Raw genomic sequence first — 21,081 nt, 5'->3', positions numbered from 1 at the left:
CTCGCCTTTAAGCTGAAGCTATTCGGCTACATACCGGCGCAGCCGGTAGTTTTTTTGCGCTTAAGCAATATAAAAAATGGGCGCCGTCCGCAACCATCCGGACGACGCCCGCTCTTTCTGTCCGAAACAACCCCTCAGAACTTGACGGGGGCTCCGGTTGCGGCCGATTCGTAGATCGCATCGAGCAGCCGCATGACGGTGACTCCCTCTTCGGGCTGGACGAGGAACGGGGTGTTGTCCCGCACCGCGTCGGCGAAGAGCAGGAATGCATTGCGGGTTTCGGGGGCCGAGTGCATTTTGCAGTCGAACTGCCGCCCCTCCATCTCCTGATAGAACTCGACATCCCAGGAGTAGCCCTCATTCAGGTTGTACTGATAGAGCCCGCCCTTATCCCCGAGAATCCGGGTGGACATCTGCTCATTCTCGCGGATGTTCGATGCCCAGGCGGCGTCGAGTTCGAGAGTTGCGCCGTTCTTGAACTTGATCATCGCACAGGCGAGATCTTCAACGGTGTAGTTGAAACCGCGTTCGGCGGCGAGTTTTCCGGCGAGCGCGCAATAGGTGCTGCCCATGACCCAGGCCGGTTCCGGATATCCCATGAGCCAGAGCGCCAGATCGAGCCGGTGGACGCCGAGGTCGATCAGCGGACCGCCGCCGGACTGGCTCTTGTCGAAGAACCAGCTGCCCGCGCCGCCGCCCTTGGTGTTGAATCCGGAAGCGAGACCGGGAACGCCGCGACGCCGCAGCCAGACGCTGCGCCCGTAATAGATGTTGCCGAGCCGGCCCGCGTCGACGAGATCCTTCATCGCGCGGGACTGCGGATTGAACCGGTAGCTGAAGTCGATTCCGAGCTTCAGTCCGAGCCGCTTCGCGGTGTCGAGCATCTCCTGCGCCTCGGCGGTGTTCATCGCCATCGGCTTTTCGCAGAGGACGTTCGCTCCGGCTTCGAGTCCGGCGATGGTCAACTCTTTGTGCTGGTTGTTCGGAACGGCGACCGAAAGGATGTCGAGCTTCTCGTTCCGGATCATGTCGATACCCTCGGAGTAGACTTTCGGCAGATGGAACTCCGCCTTTGCCCGCTCGCGTTTCTCCTCAATGCGATCCGCAATCGCGACGACCTCAACGTCGGGGTGGGACATGTATCCGGCAAGGTGTCCATAACCCATGCCGAGACCGATGACGCCGGCTTTCAATTTTGCCATGATGTGCGTCTCCCGATCTTACTTGTTGGAGCCGTCGGCATTCTGGAGAACACCGGCTTTCGGGGCGCCGGGATCGACCGAACGGATCTCTTCGAGCGCCGGATAGCACGGGGCGCACATTTCGCGGAAGAAGGCCGGCTTCGCCCAGCGGACCGCGTTGCCGATCACGCGCAGAACGTCTTTGTTGTAGTAGTTCGGATAGGATTCATGACCGGGCTGGAAGTAGAAGACTTTGCCGTAACCGCGCTCAAGCGTGAAGCCGCTGCGCATGACGTTGCCGCCCTCGAACCAGGAGATGAAAATCAGCTCGGCGTCGCGCGGAATGTCAAAACGTTCGCCGTACATCTCCTCGTGCGCGAGCTCGAAGTATTCGCCGATTCCCTGCGTGATCGGATGCCACGGAGCGATGTTCCAGAGCCGCTCCTTCTCGGCGGCTTCCCGCCATTTCAGAGAACCGGAGCAGCCCGTAACCGCCTTGAAGATCTTCGAAAAGTGACCGGAATGCAGCACGATGAGCCCCATCCCTTCATGAATACGCTTGAGCACCTTCGCGACGATGTCGTCCCGCACCTCGGCGTGGGCGCAGTGCCCCCACCAGATCAGCACGTCGGTCGAACCGATGACCTCGTCGGAGAGGCCGTGTTCAGGCTCGTCGAGCGAGGCGAGCCGGATGTTCAGGTCGTCGGCCGCAATGCCTTTGGCGATGGCGGCATGCAGTCCTTCAGGATAGATCGCCTTGATTCCCTCGTTCTCTTTTTCATGACGGAACTCGTTCCAGATGGTGACATTGATCTTGCTCATCGTACACTCCTTGTTTTTTGTGAAAGGGGTTTCCCTTCTTATTCATTAAGTATAACCGCCATTTGCCGAAAAACAAGCCGAATATTGATTGCATTTTGTGATTTTGAAAAACCTTTTGTGAGTTTGGCTTGAAAAATCCGCCAGGAAACGCTAAAATATGAAAAATTCGGAGGAATTCAATGCCGGGAAAATTGAGTTTTGCCAAAGTGCGCAAGTGGCAGGTGCAATTTGAGGTACATCGTCCCTTCGCCACGCTGCCGCTGCCGGATCTTGTGGTGGAGGAGGTGCAGAACACCCCCGCCTACCGGATGGACGGCCGTCTGCGCGGAGACTCCGGCGGGCAGTTTTCGATCACTCTCGGCGGCCGGGGCGGAATTCGGATTGCGGGTGTCGATTATCCGCTCACGCCGGGCCAGGCGTTTCTGCACAACCACGGCGACACCGACGTCTGCTACTATTATCCGCCGGACGGCACGGAAAACTGGAACTTTCTCTGGATGTCCTTCGACGGCGAAGGGGCGGAGAAGCTGATCGCCGAAGTGAACCGGAAGTACGGCTATCTCTTCGATGTGCCGCTGAACTCCCCGCTTGTGGCCAAACTCATGTCCTACAAGAATTATCAGAACGAAATTCTCGTACTCTCTCCGCTCGAAGCCGGAACGTTTGCGCTTGAGACGATCGGCATGCTCTGCTCCTCCAAAGAGAATGAACTGCGTGAATCGCCGCGCAGTTCGCTCATCCGCGACGTTCAGACCGTCATCGCGACCGAATTGGCCGGAGAACTCGGTGCGGAGTCCCTTGCCAGACGGTTCCGCATCTCACGGGAGCATCTCTGCCGGATTTTCCGGGAGCAGACCGGCAGCACACTGCATGACTACATCACCCGGGCAAGGCTGCGCATGGCGGTCGATCTGCTGCTCCAGACCCGCATGACCGCCAAGGAGATCGCCGGTTCATGCGGCTATGCGGAATATTCCGTGCTCTACCGGCTCTTCCGTCAGCGGCTCGGGGTTTCGCCGGACGAACTGCGCAACAGCGGATTCCGCCCGGATATCTGATCGCGGCAACGCTCAACGTTCTCCGGCCAGAAACTCCCGGAGCGCATCGCGCCAATCCGGCATCGGCGGCAGATTGCACAGACGCAGCATCTTCTTCTCGAGCCGCGAATTGGCCGGACGCGGCGCAGGACGAGGAAATTCGGAGGTCGTGCATGGAAGCACTTTCTGATCGATCCCGCACTGCCGGAAGATTTCACAGGCGAACTCGTACCACGACGCCTCGCCTTCACACGTCAGATGAAACGTGCCCGTGAGCAGAGGGCGCGCCAGAATTCCACGCAACGCATCGGCCACAGCAAGCGTGCTGGTCGGATTCCCCCGCTGATCGTCCACCACCTTCAATGCCGGACGACTCCCGTCAGCCAGTTTCAGCATCGTATGCACAAAGCTCGGCCCGCCCGGCCCGTACAGCCAGCTGATCCGGCAGATGACATGGTTCAGACAAAGACGACGCACCGCCTCCTCCCCCGCAAATTTACTCCGCCCGTAAATCGTCGCTCCGCCGTTTGCGGCATCAAATTCGTGGTACGGCCGGGAACTTGCTCCGTCAAAAACATAATCCGTCGAGATCGCAATGAGCCGCGCCCCGTGCCGGGCGCACGCCGTTGCGACATTCGCGCTGCCGAACGCATTGAGCTTGTAGGCGAGATCCTGTTTGCTTTCGCAATCGTCAACGGCGGTCATGGCGGCACAGTGAATCACCGTCTCCGGCTTCTCGCGGGCGACCAGCGCGTCGAACGAAATTTCATCCGTGATATCCCCGTCCGGCAGATCGGTCGGAATCAGCGTGTGATCCGCGAGTTTTTTCTGCAACGTCCGTCCAAGCATCCCGTTGGCGCCGGTGATCAAAATCCGCATGAGAAACTCCTCCTGAAACCTCAGAGATATTCGGCCTCTTCGAAAGGCACGCCTTCCAGATCCTTCTTCGAGAGCAGATAATTTTCCGGTGGAATCTGCCAGTCGATTCCGAGTTTCGGATCGTTGAACCGGATAGAGCGCTCATGGGTAGGAGCATAAATATTGTCGCACTTGTAGGCGAAAATCGCCGTAGCCGAAAGCACCGCGAATCCGTGCGCCATCCCGCGCGGAGCAAAAAGCTGCCGCTTGTTCTCACCGGAAAGTTCGATGCTCACACTCTTTCCGAAAGTCGGGGAGCCCTTCCGGATATCGACGACCACATCGAGCACTCGGCCTTCTATGACACGCACCAGCTTCGCCTGCGTGTACGGCGGCAACTGGTAGTGGAATCCCCGCAATACTCCATAGGTGGAAAACGACTCGTTATCCTGCACGAAATCAGCCTCAATGCCAACTTCGGCAAATTTCGCCCGGCTCCATACTTCGAAAAAATAACCGCGCGCGTCCCCGAAAACCTTCGGTTCAATGATTTTCACGCCTTCGATCTCTGTATCGATGACATTCATGCTCTCAATTCCTGATAATCCTTGCCAGATAGCGTCCGTAATCGGTTTTCATCAAGTCCCCGGCACTCGCAAGAACCTCGTCCGAAGTCAACCAGCCGTTCTCCCAGGCAATCTCCTCAAGACAGGCGATCTGAAGCCCCTGGCGCAACTCAATCGTCCGGATAAAATTTCCCGCGTCAAGCAAACTTTCATGTGTACCGGTGTCGAGCCAGGCATATCCGCGCCCGAGCCGCTCAACATGCAGCTTTCCCGCCTCAAGATACGCCTGATTCACGCTCGTGATCTCCAATTCTCCCCGCGCCGACGGGCGAATCTCCTTCGCAATCGAAACCACGTCATTGTCGTAAAAATAGAGCCCTGTTACAGCATAATTCGATTTCGGGACAGCAGGTTTCTCCTCGATCGACACCGCCCGGCCCGCGGGATCGAATTCCACCACGCCGAACCGCTCCGGATCCGAAACATAGTACCCGAATACAGTCGCCCCGCTCTCCCGGCCCGCCGCCTGCAGCAGCAGTTTCCGGAGATTCGCACCGTAAAAGATATTGTCTCCGAGCACGAGCGCCACGGAATCATCCCCGATGAACGTTCTGCCGATCAGAAACGCCTGCGCCAGCCCGTCCGGCGACGGCTGCACGGCGTAGCTCAAATGAATTCCGAAACGCGAACCATCCCCGAGCAGCCGGACGAATCCGGCCTGATCCTCCGGCGTTGTGATGATCAGGATATCGCGGATCCGCGCAAACATCAGCACCGACAGCGGATAGTAAATCATCGGCTTGTCGTAGACCGGCAGCAGCTGTTTCGACACCCCGAGCGTCACCGGGTGCAGCCGGGACCCGGCTCCTCCGGCAAGAACGATCCCTTTCATTGTCCCGCTCCTTTCCCGAGGCCGAGTCGCTCCATCTGGTAGGAGCCGTCAAGCACACGGCGACACCAGCCGTCTCTGTTGTCGAGATACCACTGCACGGTCTTGCGAATACCGCTTTCGAAGGTTTCCCGCGGCTTCCACCCGAGTTCGCGCCCGATCTTGGCCGCATCGATCGCATAACGCAGATCGTGCCCGGGCCGGTCGGTCACAAAGGTGATCTGTTCGCGATAACTCTTCCCGTCCGGCCGGGGACGCAATTCGTCCAGCAGTCCGCAGATGGTCTCGACCACCTCAATATTCTTCTTCTCGTTGTGACCGCCGATGTTGTAGGTTTCTCCGGGAACGCCTTCCGTGGCGACTTTGACGAGCGCGCGGGCATGATCCTCCACATAGAGCCAGTCACGGATCTGGGCTCCCGTTCCGTAAACAGGCAGCGTCTTGCCGTCAAGCGCGTGCAGAATCACCAGCGGGATCAGTTTCTCCGGGAAGTGATACGGCCCGTAGTTGTTCGAACAGTTCGTCACGATGGTCGGCAGCCCGTAAGTCCGCCGCCAGGCCCGCACAAGGTGGTCGCTGGAAGCCTTGCTCGCAGAATAGGGCGACGAGGGAGCATACGGCGTCGTCTCCCGGAAGAAATCCTCCGGACCTTTCAAATCGCCGTACACCTCGTCCGTTGAGATATGGTGAAAACGAAACCGTCTGCGCTGTTCCTCCGGCAGCGTGGAAAAAAAGCTGCGGGCCGCTTCCAGCAGGGTGTACGTTCCAAAAATATTTGTTCGAATGAATTCCCCGGGACCATCGATGGAACGATCGACGTGGGACTCCGCCGCCAGATGCATGACGACATCGGGCCGGAAATCCGTGAAAACGCGATCCAGTTCCGCCCGGTCGCAGATGTCGACCTTTTCAAACCGATAGCGGGGATCGCCCGACACTTCGGAAAGAGAATCAAGATTGCCGGCATAGGTAAGTTTGTCAATCACGCAGACTTCGTGAGGCGTCTCCCTGATCAGCAGACGCACGACCGCCGATCCGATGAATCCGGCCCCGCCGGTTACAATAATTTTCCTGTGCATGAGTCGCTTATGTTACGAATGAACTGTCCGGATGTATCCATCCCTGTTTGAATTCCCCCGTTTAAAATAGCACGGGCTCGATGATCCGGCAAGAGCCCGCCGGCAAAAAACCTCTTTTTTCTGCATCTTTCGCGGCAAAGGCCCTCGTTTTCCGCCGTCTTTCCGGCCGGACGGGCTCAAAAAAAAACGGAATCTCCTCCCCCATTCGAGAAGAGATTCCGCTCCATTGTTTCGTCGTCATTCCGGAATGGATTCCGGAACCGGACGTCAGATGCCGAGATCGATCATCGCATCAGCGACCTTGCGGAAGCCGGCGATGTTCGCGCCCATCACGTAGTTGTCCGGCTCGCCGAATTCGGCGGCGGCGCTGCGCGCGGCGTTGTGAATGTTGATCATGATGCCGTGCAGCTTCGCATCGACCTCTTCGCGGCTCCAGGAGAGACGCATCGCATTCTGGCTCATCTCAAGTCCGCTCGTGGCGACGCCGCCAGCATTGGAGGCCTTGCCGGGCGAGAAGAGCACATTGTTCTTGAGCAGGAACTCGGTCGCGTCGAGCGTCGTCGGCATGTTCGCGCCTTCGCAGACGCAGATGCAGCCGTTCGCAACGAGCGCCTTGGCCTCGTCGAGATTGAGCTCGTTCTGGGTCGCGCACGGCATGGCGATATCGCACTTCGCGAGCGTCCAGGGGCGCTTGCCCTCGTAATACTTCGCGGTCGGGAACTTCGTCACGTACTCGGCGATACGGCCGCGCTTGACGTTCTTGAGTTCCATGACGTAAGCGAGCTTCTCGGCATCGATGCCGTCCTCGTCGATGACCGTGCCGTTCGAGTCGGAGAGCGAGAGAACCTTGCCACCGAGCTGGGTCGCCTTCTGCGCCGCATACTGCGCGACGTTGCCGGAACCGGAAATCAGCACGCGGGCGCCGTCGAATCCACGGCTGCGGGTCTTGAGCATTTCCGCGGCGAAGTAGACCGCGCCGTAACCGGTCGCCTCCGGACGAACGAGGCTGCCGCCCCAGTTCAGACCCTTGCCGGTCAGAACACTGTCATAGCTGTTCACGATGCGCTTGTACTGGCCGAAGAGGTAGCCGATCTCGCGCCCGCCGACGCCGATGTCACCGGCCGGCACGTCGGTCGACGGCCCGATGTGGCGGAAGAGTTCCCGCATGAAGCTCTGGCAGAACGCCATGACCTCGCGGTCGGACTTGCCTTTCGGATCGAAGTTGGAACCGCCCTTGCCGCCACCCATCGGCAGCGTGGTCAGGCTGTTCTTGAACACCTGCTCGAACCCGAGGAACTTCAGAATCGAAAGGTTCACCGACGGATGGAACCGCAGACCGCCCTTGTAGGGGCCGATCGCACTGTTGAACTGCACGCGATAGCCGGTGTTGACCTGGATTTCGCCCTTGTCGTCCACCCACGGAACCTGGAAGATGATCGCACGTTCCGGAATGACCATGCGTTCAAGAATCTTGTTCTTCTCGTACTTCGGCTGGGCGTCGAGCATCTTCGAAAGCGAACCGAGAACCTCGGTCACACTCTGAATGAATTCCTTCTCATTGCCGTTGGTCTGCTGCAACCCGGCCAGGACGCGTTCCACATACTTGCTCATCTCAAAAAACCTTTCGTTATTTGGAATTCGGCATTTTGCCAGATAGATATTTCTCCGACGAGAAGCAAAAATCGTGCCAATCCGTGCTTTCCGCTCCGATTCAACCGGAAAATCCACTTGTTTTCCTCCGGGGACGGTAAAATTATTCCATTTTTGTCATTACAATTCCGAAAAATAACATTTTTGTTATTTTACATTTTTTTCCAACCGCGATCCCCTGAAAAAAGCCGGTATGAATCCGGAATGTTACATTTTTGTCATTTTTCATCTTCCCGCAGACGCCGCAGGCGTTCCCCGTACACCCGGAGCCGTCCAGCATCCCCGCTCTCGCGACAGGCATAAACGAGGTTGCCGAGATAACCGGGGCTGCTCGGGGCGAGCCGGTGAGCCCGCTCCAGCAGAGGAATCGCTTCGGCGGGACGACCCGACAGAATCAGAGTCGTCCCGAGCCCGTTCAGCGCCGGAGCGTGGGCCGGCGAAAGTTTCACCGCGCCCCGGAACATCGCCTCAGCCTCGGAAAGGCGCCGCTGATTCTGAAGCCAGAGCCCATAGTTGTACCGGAGATCCGCATCCGCGGGAAACGTGGCGGCGGCCCGCCGGTAGATCGTCTCCGCTTCGGCGGCGCGCCCGGGATCCTGAGACAACGCGTTCGCAAGATTCATCCACCCCTCGACCCGATCCGGTTCCGCCTTCACGGCGCGCCGGAACCGCAGCTCGGCCTCCTCCATTCGACCTCTCTTCATCGCGATGCTGCCGAGCAGATTCTCGAACCGTCCCGGTGAATCCGCATGACGCATCGCGTACTCCAGCAGCGGGACAGCCCGATCGAAATCCCCCTTCCGATAAGCAGCCTCGCCGCAGAGAGAACTCATCTCATCGAGCTCCTGCAGCTCCGTCGAACCAGACAGAGAAATTCCGAGGAGCACAGCAGGAACAATCAGCCGCCAGCGCCGTTTCAGCTCCGTTGCACCGACCGCGGCAAAAAGCAGAACCGCCGGAATCATCGCCGTCCGGTAGCGTCCGGATGTGACCGTCAACACCTGGGCCGCCCACATTGCGAACAGCAGAAGATAAAAATAACAATACTGCCAACGCCTCCGCCGCAGACAGAAGAAAAGTCCGATCCACGCAAGCCCGAAGAGCGGCAGCGTCAGCCACGAACCATAAAAGATCACCCGTGTACCGCGCACAATCGCATCCGCATCCGCCCCGGAAATCAATTCGCGCGGACTCCAGACCATGACCCCCTTCCTGACCGCAAGCAGCACCGCACGAAACGGATGTTCCGCAAAGAAGGCTCCCGCCCGCCCGAGCCAGACACGCTCAACCGAAATTCCGCGCGCAACCGCCTCGCGCTCCGCCTCCGCGTGAAGTCGTTCCCACTCCGCCCCCGGCCGCAGATAGCAGCCGCCGGTCGCATCGGGATTGTTCCCGAGCCAGAAGTTGAATCCCCCCCCCGCCTGCACAAGCACCACTCTGCCGGCCCGGGAGCTGTTGACGGCCGCGACCGGAAAAACACAGAGTGCGATTCCAACGGCGAAAAGCAGCGCGCTCTTCGGCCTCTTGCGGACACAGAGCCAGACAGTCACGGCCGCCCCGAAGGCAAGTGTCAGCGGATGTGTGATCGCGGCCAGTCCGGCGCAGAGTCCGGCCCCCGCGAAACAAGCCCGGCGTCTTCCCTTCCCCGCCCCCGGCTCACCTCCCCCCGCGTAAAGCAGCGAAATCGCCCCGGCAAGCAACGGCAGCAGAATCGATTCGGAAACAAGCTGGGACTCGTGAAAAACGGGAACCGGATAGAACATCGCAATCCCGAAAAACGCCCACGCCGCCCTCCGGGGCACTCCGGGAAGGCGGATGAGCAACCGGAACAGCAACAGCCATCCCCCGAGATTCAACAGCAGCTGCAACACCCGGACCGCCGGAACCGAACCGCCCGTCAGACCGAGCATTCCGGCGAGAAGCCAGCTGTACAACGGGGCATGATGATCGACGCCGGCGGGGAAATAGTCGCCATGAAGAATATCGAGCGCACGCTCGTAATACTCCTGAACATCCGGCCCGACCGGGGTATCAAAGAGCGGCGACGCCCGGAACTCCAGCAGATAACCGATCCGGAGCAGAAGTCCGGCCGTCAGCAGAATCCAGAACCAGCCGCGCGCCGGAATCCGCCGCAGAAGTTCCGCCACCCTACCGGGGAGGGAAGTCAAACTCATTTTCAAACAGGTCGCCGATCCGCTGAAGGGCCTTCTCCTCATCCGGTCCCTCGACCTTCAGAGTCGCCTTCGTCCCCACGGTAAGCCCCAGGGATATCAGCGTCAGAATGCTGTTGAGCTCCGTCTCCTGCCCGTCCCCGGTCACCACGCAGAACGTGTGATACGGGAACTCCTTATTGATCGCATTCAGGATCACGCTCGAAGGACGGCAATGGATGCCGGCCTTGTTCTTAACCGTGAAAACACGCTCTTTCATCGCCGACTTTCCCCCGTGTTCATGAATATCTCTTGTCCGCATTCACAAAATAACGCCATCCGGGACGGATTGCAAATCGAAATCGGAAAAAAACCTATTCAAGCCCCTCGAACTGCATATTGTAATATTTTGCATAGAGACCGTTGAGTTTCAGAAGTTCGGCATGGCTGCCGCGCTCCCGGATCCCTTCCGGAGTGATGACCACAATCTCATCGGCGTTGCGGATCGTGCTGAGCCGATGAGCGATCACGATCGTCGTCCTGCCGCGCGTGAGCTCTTCGAGGGAAGCCTGGATAAACCGTTCGCTCTCGTTGTCGAGCGCACTGGTCGCCTCGTCGAGAATCAGGATCTTCGGATCTTTCAGAAACACCCGCGCGATTGCAATCCGCTGCTTCTGCCCGCCCGAGAGCCGCACGCCGCGTTCGCCGGTGAAGGTGTCATACCCCTCCGGCAGCGTCATGATGAAGTCGTGGATGTTCGCGCGCTTCGCGGCGGCGACGATCTCCTCGTCGGTCGCGCCGGGTTTGCCGTAGCCGATGTTTTCACGGATGTTCCCGGAAAAGAGGTAGACATCCTGCTGCACGATGCCGATCGCACTGCGCAGCGACTGCTGCGTCACGCTGCGCACATCCCGGCCGTCGATCTCGACGGCGCCGCCGGTCACGTCGTAGAACCGCGGCAGCAGCGAGCAGAGCGTGGTTTTCCCGCCGCCGGAGGGACCGACGAGCGCGACCGTCCGCCCGGGCGGAATGTCGATGCTGATGTCGGAAAGCACCTCGGCCTCCGGACCGTAACGGAAACTCACATGGTCGTAGCGGATATGTCCCTTCACCTCCTCAAGCGGTTTCGCATCGGGCGCATCGACGATTCCGGGGCGGGTCTGGATCACCTCCATGAACCGCTTGAAGCCGGAGTAGCCGCGCTGAAACTGTTCCGTGAAATTGATCAGCACTTCGATCGGATTCAGAAAGATGCCGATGTACAGCGCGTAGATCGCCAGCGCCATCGGCTCAAGTTTTCCCTTCGCGATGAAGTAGCCGCCGGAAACCAGCACGAGTGTGTAGAGCACTCCCTGAAAGAAGCTGTTTCCCGCATGAAAACTGCCCATGATCTTGTAGCTGTCGGTCTTGGAGTCGAGGAAGCGGCGGTTGCACTCATCGAACTTGCCGCACTCGACCGCCTCGTTCGCAAACGATTTCACGACCCGGATTCCGGAGAGGGAGTCCTGGACACGCGCGTTCACGGCGGCGATCTTGCGGCGGTTGTCCATGAAGATCCGGTGCATGCGGCGGTTCTTCGAGAGGCTGAAGACAACCATCACGAGCGTGACCGCGAGCAGCAGCAGCGTCATCGGGACATTCATGAACATGAGAATCGTAAACGCTCCGATGATCTTGAGCGAGGATATGACCAGATTCTCCGGTCCGTGATGCGCGAGTTCGGAGATGTCGAAGAGGTCGCTCACGAGCTTCGACATCATCTCTCCGGTGTTGTTGCGGTCGTAATAGGTGAACGAGAGCCGCTGATAGTGGTTGAAGAGATCCTGCCGCATATCGCTCTCCATGCGCGCCCCCATGATGTGTCCCCAGCTCGTGATGAAATACTGGCAGCCGTACCGGATGATGTACATCGCGAGCAGCCCCGCGCCGATGTACCAGAGCGCGCCGAGGATCACGGCGGGTTCCTCGAGAAAAAGCTCTTTGGTCAGCAGATTCAGGATCTGCGGGAACGCCAGATCGATCGCGCAGACCGCCAGCGCGCAGACCATGTCAAAGTAAAAAAGCCCCCGGTATGGGTGATAGTAGCGGACGAACCGCCGGAACGCCTGTAAAAATGTCATCGCCTCAAATCCTCGCATCACGCATATACTTATGAATAATATACCGCCTTGCGCCGGACTTCGCAAATCGACCTTTTCCGGAAAAAAACGCAAAAAATCCGGATTGGATTTGCATTTTTGCAAAACTGTGGTATTGTAATTGTTCGACACTTGATGATTGTTGGAAACTTAACATAAAACAGGAATCGACAACATGGCACATAAAAAAGGTCAGTCCAGCAGCCGCAACGGCCGCGACAGCAATCCGAAGTTTCTGGGAATTAAGGCGTTCGGCGGCGAGACCGTTTCCGCCGGTTCGATTATCGTGCGTCAGCGCGGAACCCGTTTCCATGCGGGCGAAAACGTCGGTGTCGGCCGCGATTTCACGCTTTTCGCGCTCTGCGACGGAACCGTTGAGTTCCGCAAGACGCAGCGCAAGGTCAGCATCGTCCCGGCTGCCGAGTAATCGCGCGCCGAGAATCAGGCTGGTATCAGGAAAAGTAGCCCCGGAGGATTGTTGTTCTTCGGGGCTTTTTCGTTAAAAAAAAGTCGTCTTTGAGGAAAAATTCAAGATGTTTGTTGATAAAGCGACCATTACGGTGAAGGCGGGGGACGGCGGCAACGGCTGCTGCAGTTTCCACCGGGAGAAGTTCGTTCCGCGCGGCGGCCCGGACGGCGGGGACGGCGGCGCAGGCGGAAATGTGATCCTCGAAGCGACCAACAGCGAACAGAGTCTGCAATCCCTCGTTTACAACCGCCATTATCAGGCGGCGAACGGCCCCGGCGGGCGCGGTTCGAACATGCACGGACGCAAGGCGCCGGATATCCTGCTCAAGGTTCCGGTCGGAACCGTCGTGACCGACCGGCAGACCGGCGAACTCATCGCCGACATGAACGAACCCGGCAGGCAGATCGTCGTCGCCCGCGGCGGACGCGGCGGACGCGGCAATCCGCGTTTCGTAACCGTCACCAACCGGGCTCCGCGCGAATGGGAGCCGGGCGAACCGGGCGAAGAGCGCGAAATCGTCCTTGAACTCAAGACCATTGCGGACGTGGGGCTGGTCGGGTATCCGAATGCAGGGAAGTCGACGCTGCTGCGCGCGGTGTCGGCGGCGAGGCCGAAAGTTGCCCCTTATCCATTCACGACACTGCACCCGGTCGTCGGCGTCATCGAGTATCCCGATTTCACGCGGATCACGATGGCGGACATCCCGGGGCTGATCGAGGGAGCGCATGAGAACGTCGGGCTCGGTCACGCGTTTCTGAAACACATCGAACGCACCACGCTGCTGGCCTACGTGCTGGACATGGGCGGAGTCGACGGCCGGACGCCGTGGGACGATCTCGCCCATCTGCGCAGGGAGCTCGAACTCTACATGCCGGGGCTCTCGAAACGTGCGACGATCATCGTTGCAAACAAGATGGATCTGCCCGGAGCGGAGGAGAATCTCGAACTTCTCCGCGGAGAACTTGCGCATGAGCTCTTCGAGATCATTCCGGTCTGCGCGGAAAAGGGCGAACTCGGGAATCTGAAGGAGGCGATCCGGCAGGCGGTCGAAGCCCGCCGGAAGTCGCCGTTCGATTTCTGAGCAGCAGCTCTCAGGACAGCTCGCGGATCTCCGGAGGGAGTTTCACGGTTTTGCGCACCTTGTTCCCGATCACGCGCAGCGAGAGTTCGATCTCGCCGAACGGGGTCGGGTGCGAACCTTCGAGCCGTTTGAGTCCCGCCGGCTCCGGCTTGATCCGCACCTGCGTGAACCCCGGAGCCGCCGGGCGGATTCCGAGCACCTTCTCCGAGAGAAACGCGGTCGGCCCCCCCGCCCATCCGTGGCAGAGGCTGTGGCGCAGCCCCAGATAGCAGTGCCTGCCGAAATCGCCATGAATGTCATCCTTCCCGGGAACCGGGAGCGAATCGATGCCGAACGCATTGCGCGTCCAGTCGAGATCGAAATCCTCCCAGAAGGTCGTCGCACCGAAGTCGAGCATACCGCCCCAGTAGTTGCGGATGACATCGAGCGCTCCTGCGACATCTCCGGCCGCCGCGCGCGCCAGCAGAACAAAATAGCCGTAAAAAGTGCTGATGCCGCGATCGGGATCATTCCGCAGGATCTCTGCGTTCAACCGCTTCGCGTCGGCGACGCCGCCGAGGATCTGCATGGCTGCGGCGATCTTGTTGCCCTGACAGTCCGGCACGCAGCTGCGCAGTTTCGACGCGGCGACGCGACAACGCAGAGCGAGACGCGAATCGTTCCATTCCGAAGCGAGATCAGCTCCGCAGTCGAAGGTCCATGCAAGCAGCCCCTGCAGCCCCGCATGTTTGACCTGGTCGTCGTCGGCGGTGGACCAGTCGAGGAAGCGAACCTCCGGCAGCGTCTCGGCACAATCGTTCCCGATCGATGCGAGCAGGCGGTTCAGCAGCTTTGCAATGACGCTCTTCTGCGCCTTCAAATAGGCGTAATTTCCCCGGTAGAGATAGAGGTCGCGCTGACAGATGAGCCACCAGCAGGAGTAACTGGAAATGCCGTTCATCCACTGGTCACCGGGGGTGTGATCCCGAATGAAGTCGAGGCTTTTTTCGATCAGCTCTGTCTCCTGGAAAACCGCGAGCAGCGTGCGAATCTCGGGATAGAGATCCCCCATCCAGACCAGCCGGTCACGTTTCACGCCGTCGTAAATGTATTCCTGGCAGTTCAAATGGACGGTGTAGGCGCCGGTATCCCAGATCCGGTTCAACCGCTCGTCGTCGCAGACGAATGACCCGCGATACTCCCAGTCGCGGTAGATTGCGACCGCGTCGACTCCGATGAGCTCCACGCCGCCCGCATCGGAGGGGACTTCGATCCGGACAAACCGGAAGGCGGTCTGACCGAAGCGGATCTGCCCGAGCCTCGGAAGCTGAAGCGTCTCCTGATGAATCGCATGATCCTGCGTCGGAGTCCCGAGTGTTTCGGAGACCGACTCCCCGAAGGTCACACGAACGCGCGAAAGTTCCATATTGCCGGTCGTCACCGCCAGATTCCCCTGCAGTTCGACCCCGAAGTCGAGAATGAGTTCACCGCCCGCAGGCACCAGGCAGACACGCGGGTTGAAATGAAGAAAACTTTGCGTATGCGGTTCGCCCAGCAATGCGGCGGCGTCCCGGACTCCATCCGATGCCCGGACGATCCGCACCGGAGGAACATTTCGGCGTACGCGATCGTCCGCCACGGCAGCAGTGTAGTTGATTCGTCTCAAGATCCACCTCCCGGATTCTGCAATCGATTTCAGGACATGAGAAAAGTATACGACAGTTTCATCCAAAAAACCTTGATAAAATTTTCAACAACCAGTATATTATCATCAAAAGAGAGGAATCCGCATGATTCAGAAGAAAACGATTCCGCTTCTTGACCGAAGCTCAGCTCTGCCGGACATGCCGCTGCGGGTTTTTCATTTCCGGCAGCCGAACGACGTGCTGCACGTTCACAATTTCCATGAACTCGTGCTGGTACGGCGCGGAAGCGGCACCCATCTCACGGAAGCGGGGACGTTTCCGATCCGGCGCGGCAACATCTTCCTGATCCGCCCCGGCATCATGCACACCTACTGCAATGTGAATGGCCTGGAGATCGCAAATCTGCTGTTCGTCCCGGAGGAACTTCACCTGCCGCTGGGAGAACTCGCGGAGACGGAAGGATACAATCGGCTGTTCCCCCCCCTGACCCGCATCCGCAAACAGCCGCCGGAGGGGAGCGGGCTCCTGCTCCCGGAATCCCGGATGCGGCGAATCGAGGAACTCGTCGGAGCCATGCTCCTCGAACAGCAGCACAGGGCGCCAGGGTGGAAATATTTTGTCCGGCTTCACTTCATGACGCTGCTCGGGCTCATCTGCCGCACCTGTCCGGAGGAACCGGAAGCCAGCAAGGATGAATATGAACGGCTCAGCCGGGTCGTCGACCACATCGAATCGCACTACACGAAACCGGTCGCGCTCGAAACGCTCGCGGCAATCGGCGGGTGCTCCAAATGCACACTCATCCGGATGTTCCGGCGTGCATTCGACAACACACCGGTCGGGTATCTGATTGCCTTCCGCCTCGAACGCAGCCGGGAAATGGTCGAAAAAAGCACGTTGCCGATCTCTGAAATCGCATTGCGCAACGGCTTTTCCGACAGCAATTACTTTACGAAACTCTTCCACCGCCGCTACGGGAAATCCCCGCGCGATTACCGGAAACTCAACCCAGCTGCGGCCGATCGGTGAAACACACCGTGGATTTTTTGAGCTTGTGCAGCTCGAAAACCACGATCTCGTTGCGCCCCTTCTTCAGCACCGGGGCCGGAACATAAAGCGTATTGCCCGGCCCGATGTTCCAGTAACGCCCGAGGTTGAATCCGTTGATCCAGACCACCCCTTTGACACCGGGAAATTCGAGAAACGTATCGGCCGGGGAGTCCACCTCGAATTCGCCGCGGTGGAACGCGGGCAGATTCTCCGTTTCGGCAAACGCGCCGTAACGCACAAGCTCGATGTTGTCGAGCGGGAGATTCCACACCTCAAAGTGACTGAGCATCTGCCAGCAGATCCCGACCCCGAGCGGCAGCCCCTTCGGATCGCGGCCGACCAGCGGTCCGTAATTGATCCGCCCCTGGTTTTCCACAAGCAGATCGAGGGTCGCCCCGCCGGACTTTGTTTCAATCGGCAGAAACCGATCCGCATCGTTGCGGCCGACGACGCCGAGATAGGCTCCGTCGACATAGGCCGTCACCCGGTCATGCACCTCCGGAAAATAGAGCCGGTCCCTGAACGGCCCGGAGAGTTTCGTACGATAGTGGATGAAGCCGTAACTCTGACCGCACGCCTCCATCGTCGGCGGCCGGACCGCCTCATGTTTTTCCGCCAGTCGGTCGAGTTCGCCGAGGAGCGGGGCACTCGCGGTGAGTGCGACCTCGCCGAAGGCGGCTTTTCTCACCGGTTCCGGCGTACCGAACGCGGCGTCCGGACGGTAACGGCGGATCACCTCCTGAAACGCGAAGAACTTCGGCGTCGGATCGCCCCACTCCGAAAGCGGCGCGTCGTAGTCGTAACTGGTCACGGTCGGTGCGTAATCGCCGGGCTTGTCGCCGTTGCCGTTCGCTCCGGCGGTGAAGCCGAAATTGGTTCCGCCGCAAAACACATAGAAGTTGACGGATGCGCCGTTCCGGAGGATCGCATCGAGTTCCGCAGCCGCGTCCAGCGCCTCGCGCGTATGGTGAACTTCCCCCCAGTGATCGAACCAGCCGTTCCAGAACTCCATGCAGAAGTCGGGCCCCTCCGGCCGGTATTTCCGCCCGTTCGCGAACGACTCCACCGCGCGGCTGCCGAAATTCAGCGTCTGGAAACAGCCGGGGAGCGTTCCCCCCTGGATCATCCAGTCTTCCGGGCCGTCCGAAGTGAAGAGCGGGACATCGATTCCATTCCGCAGAAACGCCTTGCGCGTATGTTCGAGATACGGTTTGTCGTTGCCGTAGCTGCCGTACTCGTTCTCGATCTGCATCATGACGATGGGTCCGCCGGCGGTGTACAGATGTTTTTTCAGCCGCGGCAGGAGTTCATCGAGATAGCGGTCGATCGCCGCGAGGAACACGGAATTCATGCAGCGGAACTCCACTCCCGGCTGCGCACAGAGCCACGCAGGCAGCCCGCCGTTCTCCCACTCCGCGCAGATGTACGGACCGGGCCGCACGATCGCGTAGAGCCCCGCACGTTTGACCTCGTCGAGGAACGCTTCGAGGTCGAGCATGCCGGAAAAGTCGAACTTTCCCGGTTCCGGTTCATGCAGATTATGACACACATAGGTCTCGATCGCATTGAGCCCCATCATCTTCGCCTTGGCGATGCGGTCGGCCCACTGCTCCCGGCAGACTCGAAAATAGTGAATGGTTCCGGAAATGATCCGCGTCGGCGCCCCGTCAATCCGGATTGCCCCTTCGGAAATGATGACTTCAGCCATGTTTCCCCTTATTCCTGCTCGATGAAAAATTGAATATTCGCCTTGCGCAACTCGCCCCGGAGCAGCAGCTCCAGCACCCGTCCCGCCTTTTCCGAGGCGAGTTGAAGCCGCAGATAAGGCGTGAGCTGTTCCAGCGGGATGAACCGCCCGGGGCTCTTCGATTTGATTTTGATGATGAAATATGCGTCGTCATTTTCGAGAATCCGGCTCACGCTGCCGGCCGGGAGCGACGGATCCCCCTGTTTGAGAATATCGAGAATTTCCGCACCCGGAAGCAGTTCGCCATCCGGATCGACCTCCGCGGCAACCCGGTCGAACTGTTCCCCCTGAAGCAGCCGGGCACGGGTGTTCTCCGCGATCTCCCGCGCCTCCGGACGGTTCTTCCGCACCCGGATCACGCCGAGCTGATACTGTTCCGGCAGCCGGAACTGCTCCTGATTGATCCGGTAACGCTGTTCGATCTCGACCGGAGAAACGGCGATCGTCTCCGGCGCAACTTTCCCGAGATACTCCTGCAACGCGACGTTCCAGCGGAAATGTTCGGAAGAGGCGAGTTTTCGGAGTTCACTGCGAACCGGATCCGGCATACCGTTCGGGACGGCTTTTTCGAGCTGAACGAGCTTTTCCTGCGCCGCCTTTTCGGAAGGCGCGACGCCCTCCGCCGCCATCAGCCGCCCCAGCAGATAGAAGTAGATTTCAGTTTCGGCGGCGCTCTTTGCGGCGGCGACCAATGTCGCGCGGCTGCTCTCCGAAAAGTTTCCGCCGCTCTTCCGCAGCCGTGCGATAACGGCATCGCGCGTGATCGCCTCGCCGTTCACGGAAGCGACAGTCTCCGGCAGAAAGTCGAACTCCCCCGCTGAAAAAGCTGTCGCAGCAGCAAAAAACAGGGCCAAAAGAGCTGCAAACCGCATGTGCCCGCCCTCTATTTCCGGGAGGAGTCGCCGACAACCGGCTCGGACGCCGTGCGGGCGGCCTCTTCACGGGCGACCTCGGCGATTCGGAGCTTGTAATCCTCCAGATACGCCCGGAGTTTCGGAGTCATGTTCGACGAGAGTCCGGTCGAAGCCGCAGTCAGAGCAGCCGACATCGCCGCGGAATTCCTGGCCTCCTGGAGTTCGCGCAGCAACATCCCGGCATTGCGCAGCTGACGCACACGGGTCCGCTGCCGGGCGAGGTCACGATTCGCCGGATAGGTTTTCGTCCCCTCGTTCAGGATCTCAAGCGCGCGATCGACGTTGCCGGAATTGAGTTCGACCTGGGCACGCTGCAGAAAGGCGTTGCTCTGCTGAAGCGTGATGAGTTTCACAATGTACTCGTTGCCGGCATCCATGCGGCGCAGTTTCTCGCCCTGCTCGGAAGCAGCGGCGGCGTCCCCGCTGCGCATACTGCTGAAGAAGCGCAGAATCAGGGCGTTGCGTTCCGACGGCGGCGCCGGGTAGCCTTTGCCGCACCCCGTCATCGCCGCCGCGGCAAACGCGGCACACGCTATAGTTGCATAAAAATTCCTGTTCATATTGTATAAGATAGCGCCGTTTCGCCCGTTTTCCAAGTCCCGGACCCAAAAAAACGCGGAATCGCTGTCCGGCGCGGTGTCGATCAGCCTTCAACAGGAAGCCCAGGCCGCGCCAATGCGATGGATGAAATAAAGAGAAAACAGCGCCATCGCCGCAAAAACCGCTTTCCAGACAGCTCTCCGACGCTGATCGCAACGGAACGCCCGAACGACGTTCTCGAGCGTCATCGCCGCAAGCAGAAGAGAGGGGACCAGCCAGGTCCAGTCGAAAAACTCTCCTCCGGGGAAAAAGATCATCAGTACCGTCACAACGATCAATACGAGATCAGGGATATCCCGCACCCGCGGCGGCGCAAGACAACGAATGAAAAATCCCACCAGTGAGGTGAGTCCGAAGTAAATGCTGAAAGCAAAAATCCAGTCCTGACTCCAAGGAGAGAGTCGCTCCCTGATAAACCCATACCACAGCAGCGCTCCGAAAAGCCAGACGGCGGGAAGGTGCGGCGCAATTTTCCGCCAGAGAGAGTCCTGCTGCTCCGGCTTCTGATCAGCCCGGCCAGACTTCCGGCGAAACGGATGAATGCGGCGAATCGGCATGGCGGCGAACCTCCCATCTTATCACAGAAACTAACCCGTTACAACAATACTGTTTTTTCCGGAAAAAGTCAAGGAGAATCGGCAATACACCTCTTCCTGAGAGAACAACCTTGTTACCAAACGCCGTCCGCCGGAAACACAATATCTCCTGTCGCGGCTTTATTGATTACTTCCCCTGTTCACCGTTCATTGGAACGTTGAAACACTCTTTCTAGATAAAATGCTGATTTTACGGAATGATTCACAACCATGGAAAATCCATAGATGAGGCCGCCGACGACAGCAATTCCAAATCCGACACCGGCAGCCATCAAATTCGCCATCAGGAGAACCTTGCTGTTGGTCATACCGGTTTCGGCCAGCCGGAGCACCATCAGAATAATGCCAGCCGCCGCCAGAAACATTCCGACGACATCGAGCACCCAGCACAGCATCGGTTTGATATAACGCGGATTCAAAGCCATTCCCGACGTTCCGGCAGCCGGTTCGCTGAGCTTTTTTCCGCATTGCGGACAAACGCTCTCCCCGTGGCCGAAATGTTTTCCGTCTTCATCCTTGTAACCGCAGAAGGGACAATGAATCATGCTTCAGCTCCTATGATAAAATTCCACTTCGATGCCGGGAAAAACTCAATTTTTTACGAGTTTGAATTGAGTAAAATCCTCAAA

General features: G+C 59.0%; 20 protein-coding genes. 5 read left to right on the top strand and 15 right to left on the bottom strand.

What is annotated here, in order from left to right; genetic code table 11:
- Positions 1–134: 134 nt before the first annotated feature.
- Together Q0K10_RS14160 and Q0K10_RS14155 are read right to left on the bottom strand one after the other, a co-directional pair.
- Positions 135–1,202 (bottom strand): Gfo/Idh/MocA family oxidoreductase, encoded by a 1,068-nt coding sequence (locus Q0K10_RS14160; protein ID WP_294480878.1) that lies wholly within the window; start codon positions 1,200–1,202, stop codon positions 135–137.
- 18 nt (positions 1,203–1,220) lie between these two features.
- On the bottom strand, positions 1,221–2,003 hold the full coding sequence (locus tag Q0K10_RS14155; RefSeq protein WP_294508245.1) for a ThuA domain-containing protein: 783 nt from the start codon (positions 2,001–2,003) through the stop codon (positions 1,221–1,223).
- A 179-nt stretch (positions 2,004–2,182) separates the two neighbouring features.
- Between Q0K10_RS14155 and Q0K10_RS14150 the strand changes: the two genes are divergently transcribed.
- The gene (locus Q0K10_RS14150) at positions 2,183–3,061 is read left to right on the top strand and encodes an AraC family transcriptional regulator (protein WP_294508242.1); all 879 of its coding nucleotides are present in this window, start codon (positions 2,183–2,185) and stop codon (positions 3,059–3,061) included.
- Between the two features lie 12 nt (positions 3,062–3,073).
- Here Q0K10_RS14150 and rfbD read toward each other — a convergent pair whose 3' ends face one another.
- The 8 genes from rfbD to Q0K10_RS14110 form a co-directional block, all read right to left on the bottom strand.
- Positions 3,074–3,919, bottom strand: coding sequence for a dTDP-4-dehydrorhamnose reductase (rfbD, locus tag Q0K10_RS14145; RefSeq protein WP_294508238.1), 846 nt, complete (start codon positions 3,917–3,919; stop codon positions 3,074–3,076).
- Positions 3,920–3,939: 20 nt separating this feature from the next.
- A complete protein-coding gene (rfbC, locus tag Q0K10_RS14140; RefSeq protein WP_294508235.1) occupies positions 3,940–4,485 on the bottom strand; it encodes a dTDP-4-dehydrorhamnose 3,5-epimerase in 546 nt (181 codons plus the stop codon).
- A 4-nt stretch (positions 4,486–4,489) separates the two neighbouring features.
- On the bottom strand, positions 4,490–5,356 hold the full coding sequence (gene rfbA / locus Q0K10_RS14135) for a glucose-1-phosphate thymidylyltransferase RfbA (RefSeq protein WP_294508232.1): 867 nt from the start codon (positions 5,354–5,356) through the stop codon (positions 4,490–4,492).
- Entirely contained in the window at positions 5,353–6,432 is a 1,080-nt protein-coding gene (gene rfbB / locus Q0K10_RS14130) for a dTDP-glucose 4,6-dehydratase (RefSeq protein WP_294508229.1), read from the bottom strand. Before rfbB ends, rfbA begins: the two co-directional genes overlap by 4 nt.
- Before the next feature lie 267 nt (positions 6,433–6,699).
- A complete protein-coding gene (gdhA, locus tag Q0K10_RS14125; protein ID WP_294508226.1) occupies positions 6,700–8,043 on the bottom strand; it encodes an NADP-specific glutamate dehydrogenase in 1,344 nt (447 codons plus the stop codon).
- A gap of 257 nt (positions 8,044–8,300) precedes the next feature.
- Complete coding sequence (locus Q0K10_RS14120) at positions 8,301–10,256, bottom strand: tetratricopeptide repeat protein (protein ID WP_294508223.1); 1,956 nt, start codon at positions 10,254–10,256, stop codon at positions 8,301–8,303.
- The gene (locus Q0K10_RS14115; protein WP_294508220.1) at positions 10,231–10,512 is read right to left on the bottom strand and encodes an HPr family phosphocarrier protein; all 282 of its coding nucleotides are present in this window, start codon (positions 10,510–10,512) and stop codon (positions 10,231–10,233) included. Before Q0K10_RS14115 ends, Q0K10_RS14120 begins: the two co-directional genes overlap by 26 nt.
- Before the next feature lie 94 nt (positions 10,513–10,606).
- The gene (locus tag Q0K10_RS14110) at positions 10,607–12,352 is read right to left on the bottom strand and encodes an ABC transporter ATP-binding protein (protein WP_294508217.1); all 1,746 of its coding nucleotides are present in this window, start codon (positions 12,350–12,352) and stop codon (positions 10,607–10,609) included.
- A 193-nt stretch (positions 12,353–12,545) separates the two neighbouring features.
- On the opposite strand from Q0K10_RS14110, the gene rpmA reads away from it, so the two are divergent.
- Entirely contained in the window at positions 12,546–12,797 is a 252-nt protein-coding gene (gene rpmA, locus Q0K10_RS14105; RefSeq protein ID WP_294508215.1) for a 50S ribosomal protein L27, read from the top strand.
- Between the two features lie 106 nt (positions 12,798–12,903).
- A complete protein-coding gene (gene obgE / locus Q0K10_RS14100; RefSeq protein ID WP_294508213.1) occupies positions 12,904–13,920 on the top strand; it encodes a GTPase ObgE in 1,017 nt (338 codons plus the stop codon).
- Between the two features lie 10 nt (positions 13,921–13,930).
- Here the strand turns inward: obgE and Q0K10_RS14095 are convergent, their stop codons facing one another.
- The gene (locus Q0K10_RS14095; protein WP_294508211.1) at positions 13,931–15,565 is read right to left on the bottom strand and encodes an alpha-L-rhamnosidase C-terminal domain-containing protein; all 1,635 of its coding nucleotides are present in this window, start codon (positions 15,563–15,565) and stop codon (positions 13,931–13,933) included.
- 124 nt (positions 15,566–15,689) lie between these two features.
- Between Q0K10_RS14095 and Q0K10_RS14090 the strand changes: the two genes are divergently transcribed.
- Positions 15,690–16,574 (top strand): helix-turn-helix domain-containing protein, encoded by an 885-nt coding sequence (locus Q0K10_RS14090; RefSeq protein ID WP_294508209.1) that lies wholly within the window; start codon positions 15,690–15,692, stop codon positions 16,572–16,574.
- On the opposite strand, the gene Q0K10_RS14085 is transcribed toward Q0K10_RS14090, so the two are convergent.
- The 4 genes from Q0K10_RS14085 to Q0K10_RS14070 form a co-directional block, all read right to left on the bottom strand.
- On the bottom strand, positions 16,549–18,303 hold the full coding sequence (locus Q0K10_RS14085; RefSeq protein WP_294508207.1) for a beta-galactosidase family protein: 1,755 nt from the start codon (positions 18,301–18,303) through the stop codon (positions 16,549–16,551). The two genes, Q0K10_RS14090 and Q0K10_RS14085, sit on opposite strands and share 26 nt — an antisense overlap.
- An 8-nt stretch (positions 18,304–18,311) precedes the next feature.
- Positions 18,312–19,214 carry a peptidylprolyl isomerase gene (locus tag Q0K10_RS14080; protein WP_294508205.1) on the bottom strand — a complete coding sequence of 301 codons (903 nt, stop codon included), beginning with the start codon at positions 19,212–19,214 and terminating at the stop codon, positions 18,312–18,314.
- Positions 19,215–19,225: 11 nt separating this feature from the next.
- Positions 19,226–19,816: a hypothetical protein gene (locus Q0K10_RS14075; protein WP_294508203.1), complete on the bottom strand. Its 591-nt coding sequence runs from the start codon at positions 19,814–19,816 to the stop codon at positions 19,226–19,228.
- Between the two features lie 90 nt (positions 19,817–19,906).
- Positions 19,907–20,413: a hypothetical protein gene (locus tag Q0K10_RS14070; protein WP_294508201.1), complete on the bottom strand. Its 507-nt coding sequence runs from the start codon at positions 20,411–20,413 to the stop codon at positions 19,907–19,909.
- Between the two features lie 236 nt (positions 20,414–20,649).
- On the opposite strand from Q0K10_RS14070, the gene Q0K10_RS14065 reads away from it, so the two are divergent.
- The coding region (locus tag Q0K10_RS14065) for a hypothetical protein (RefSeq protein WP_294508199.1) at positions 20,650–21,081 on the top strand (432 nt) is incomplete at its 3' end.

This window comes from uncultured Victivallis sp. (genome assembly GCF_944391105.1).
Classification (GTDB): domain Bacteria; phylum Verrucomicrobiota; class Lentisphaeria; order Victivallales; family Victivallaceae; genus Victivallis.
Note: the sequence above shows the minus strand (reverse complement) of the source record. Positions and strands in the feature narration are given on the sequence as shown.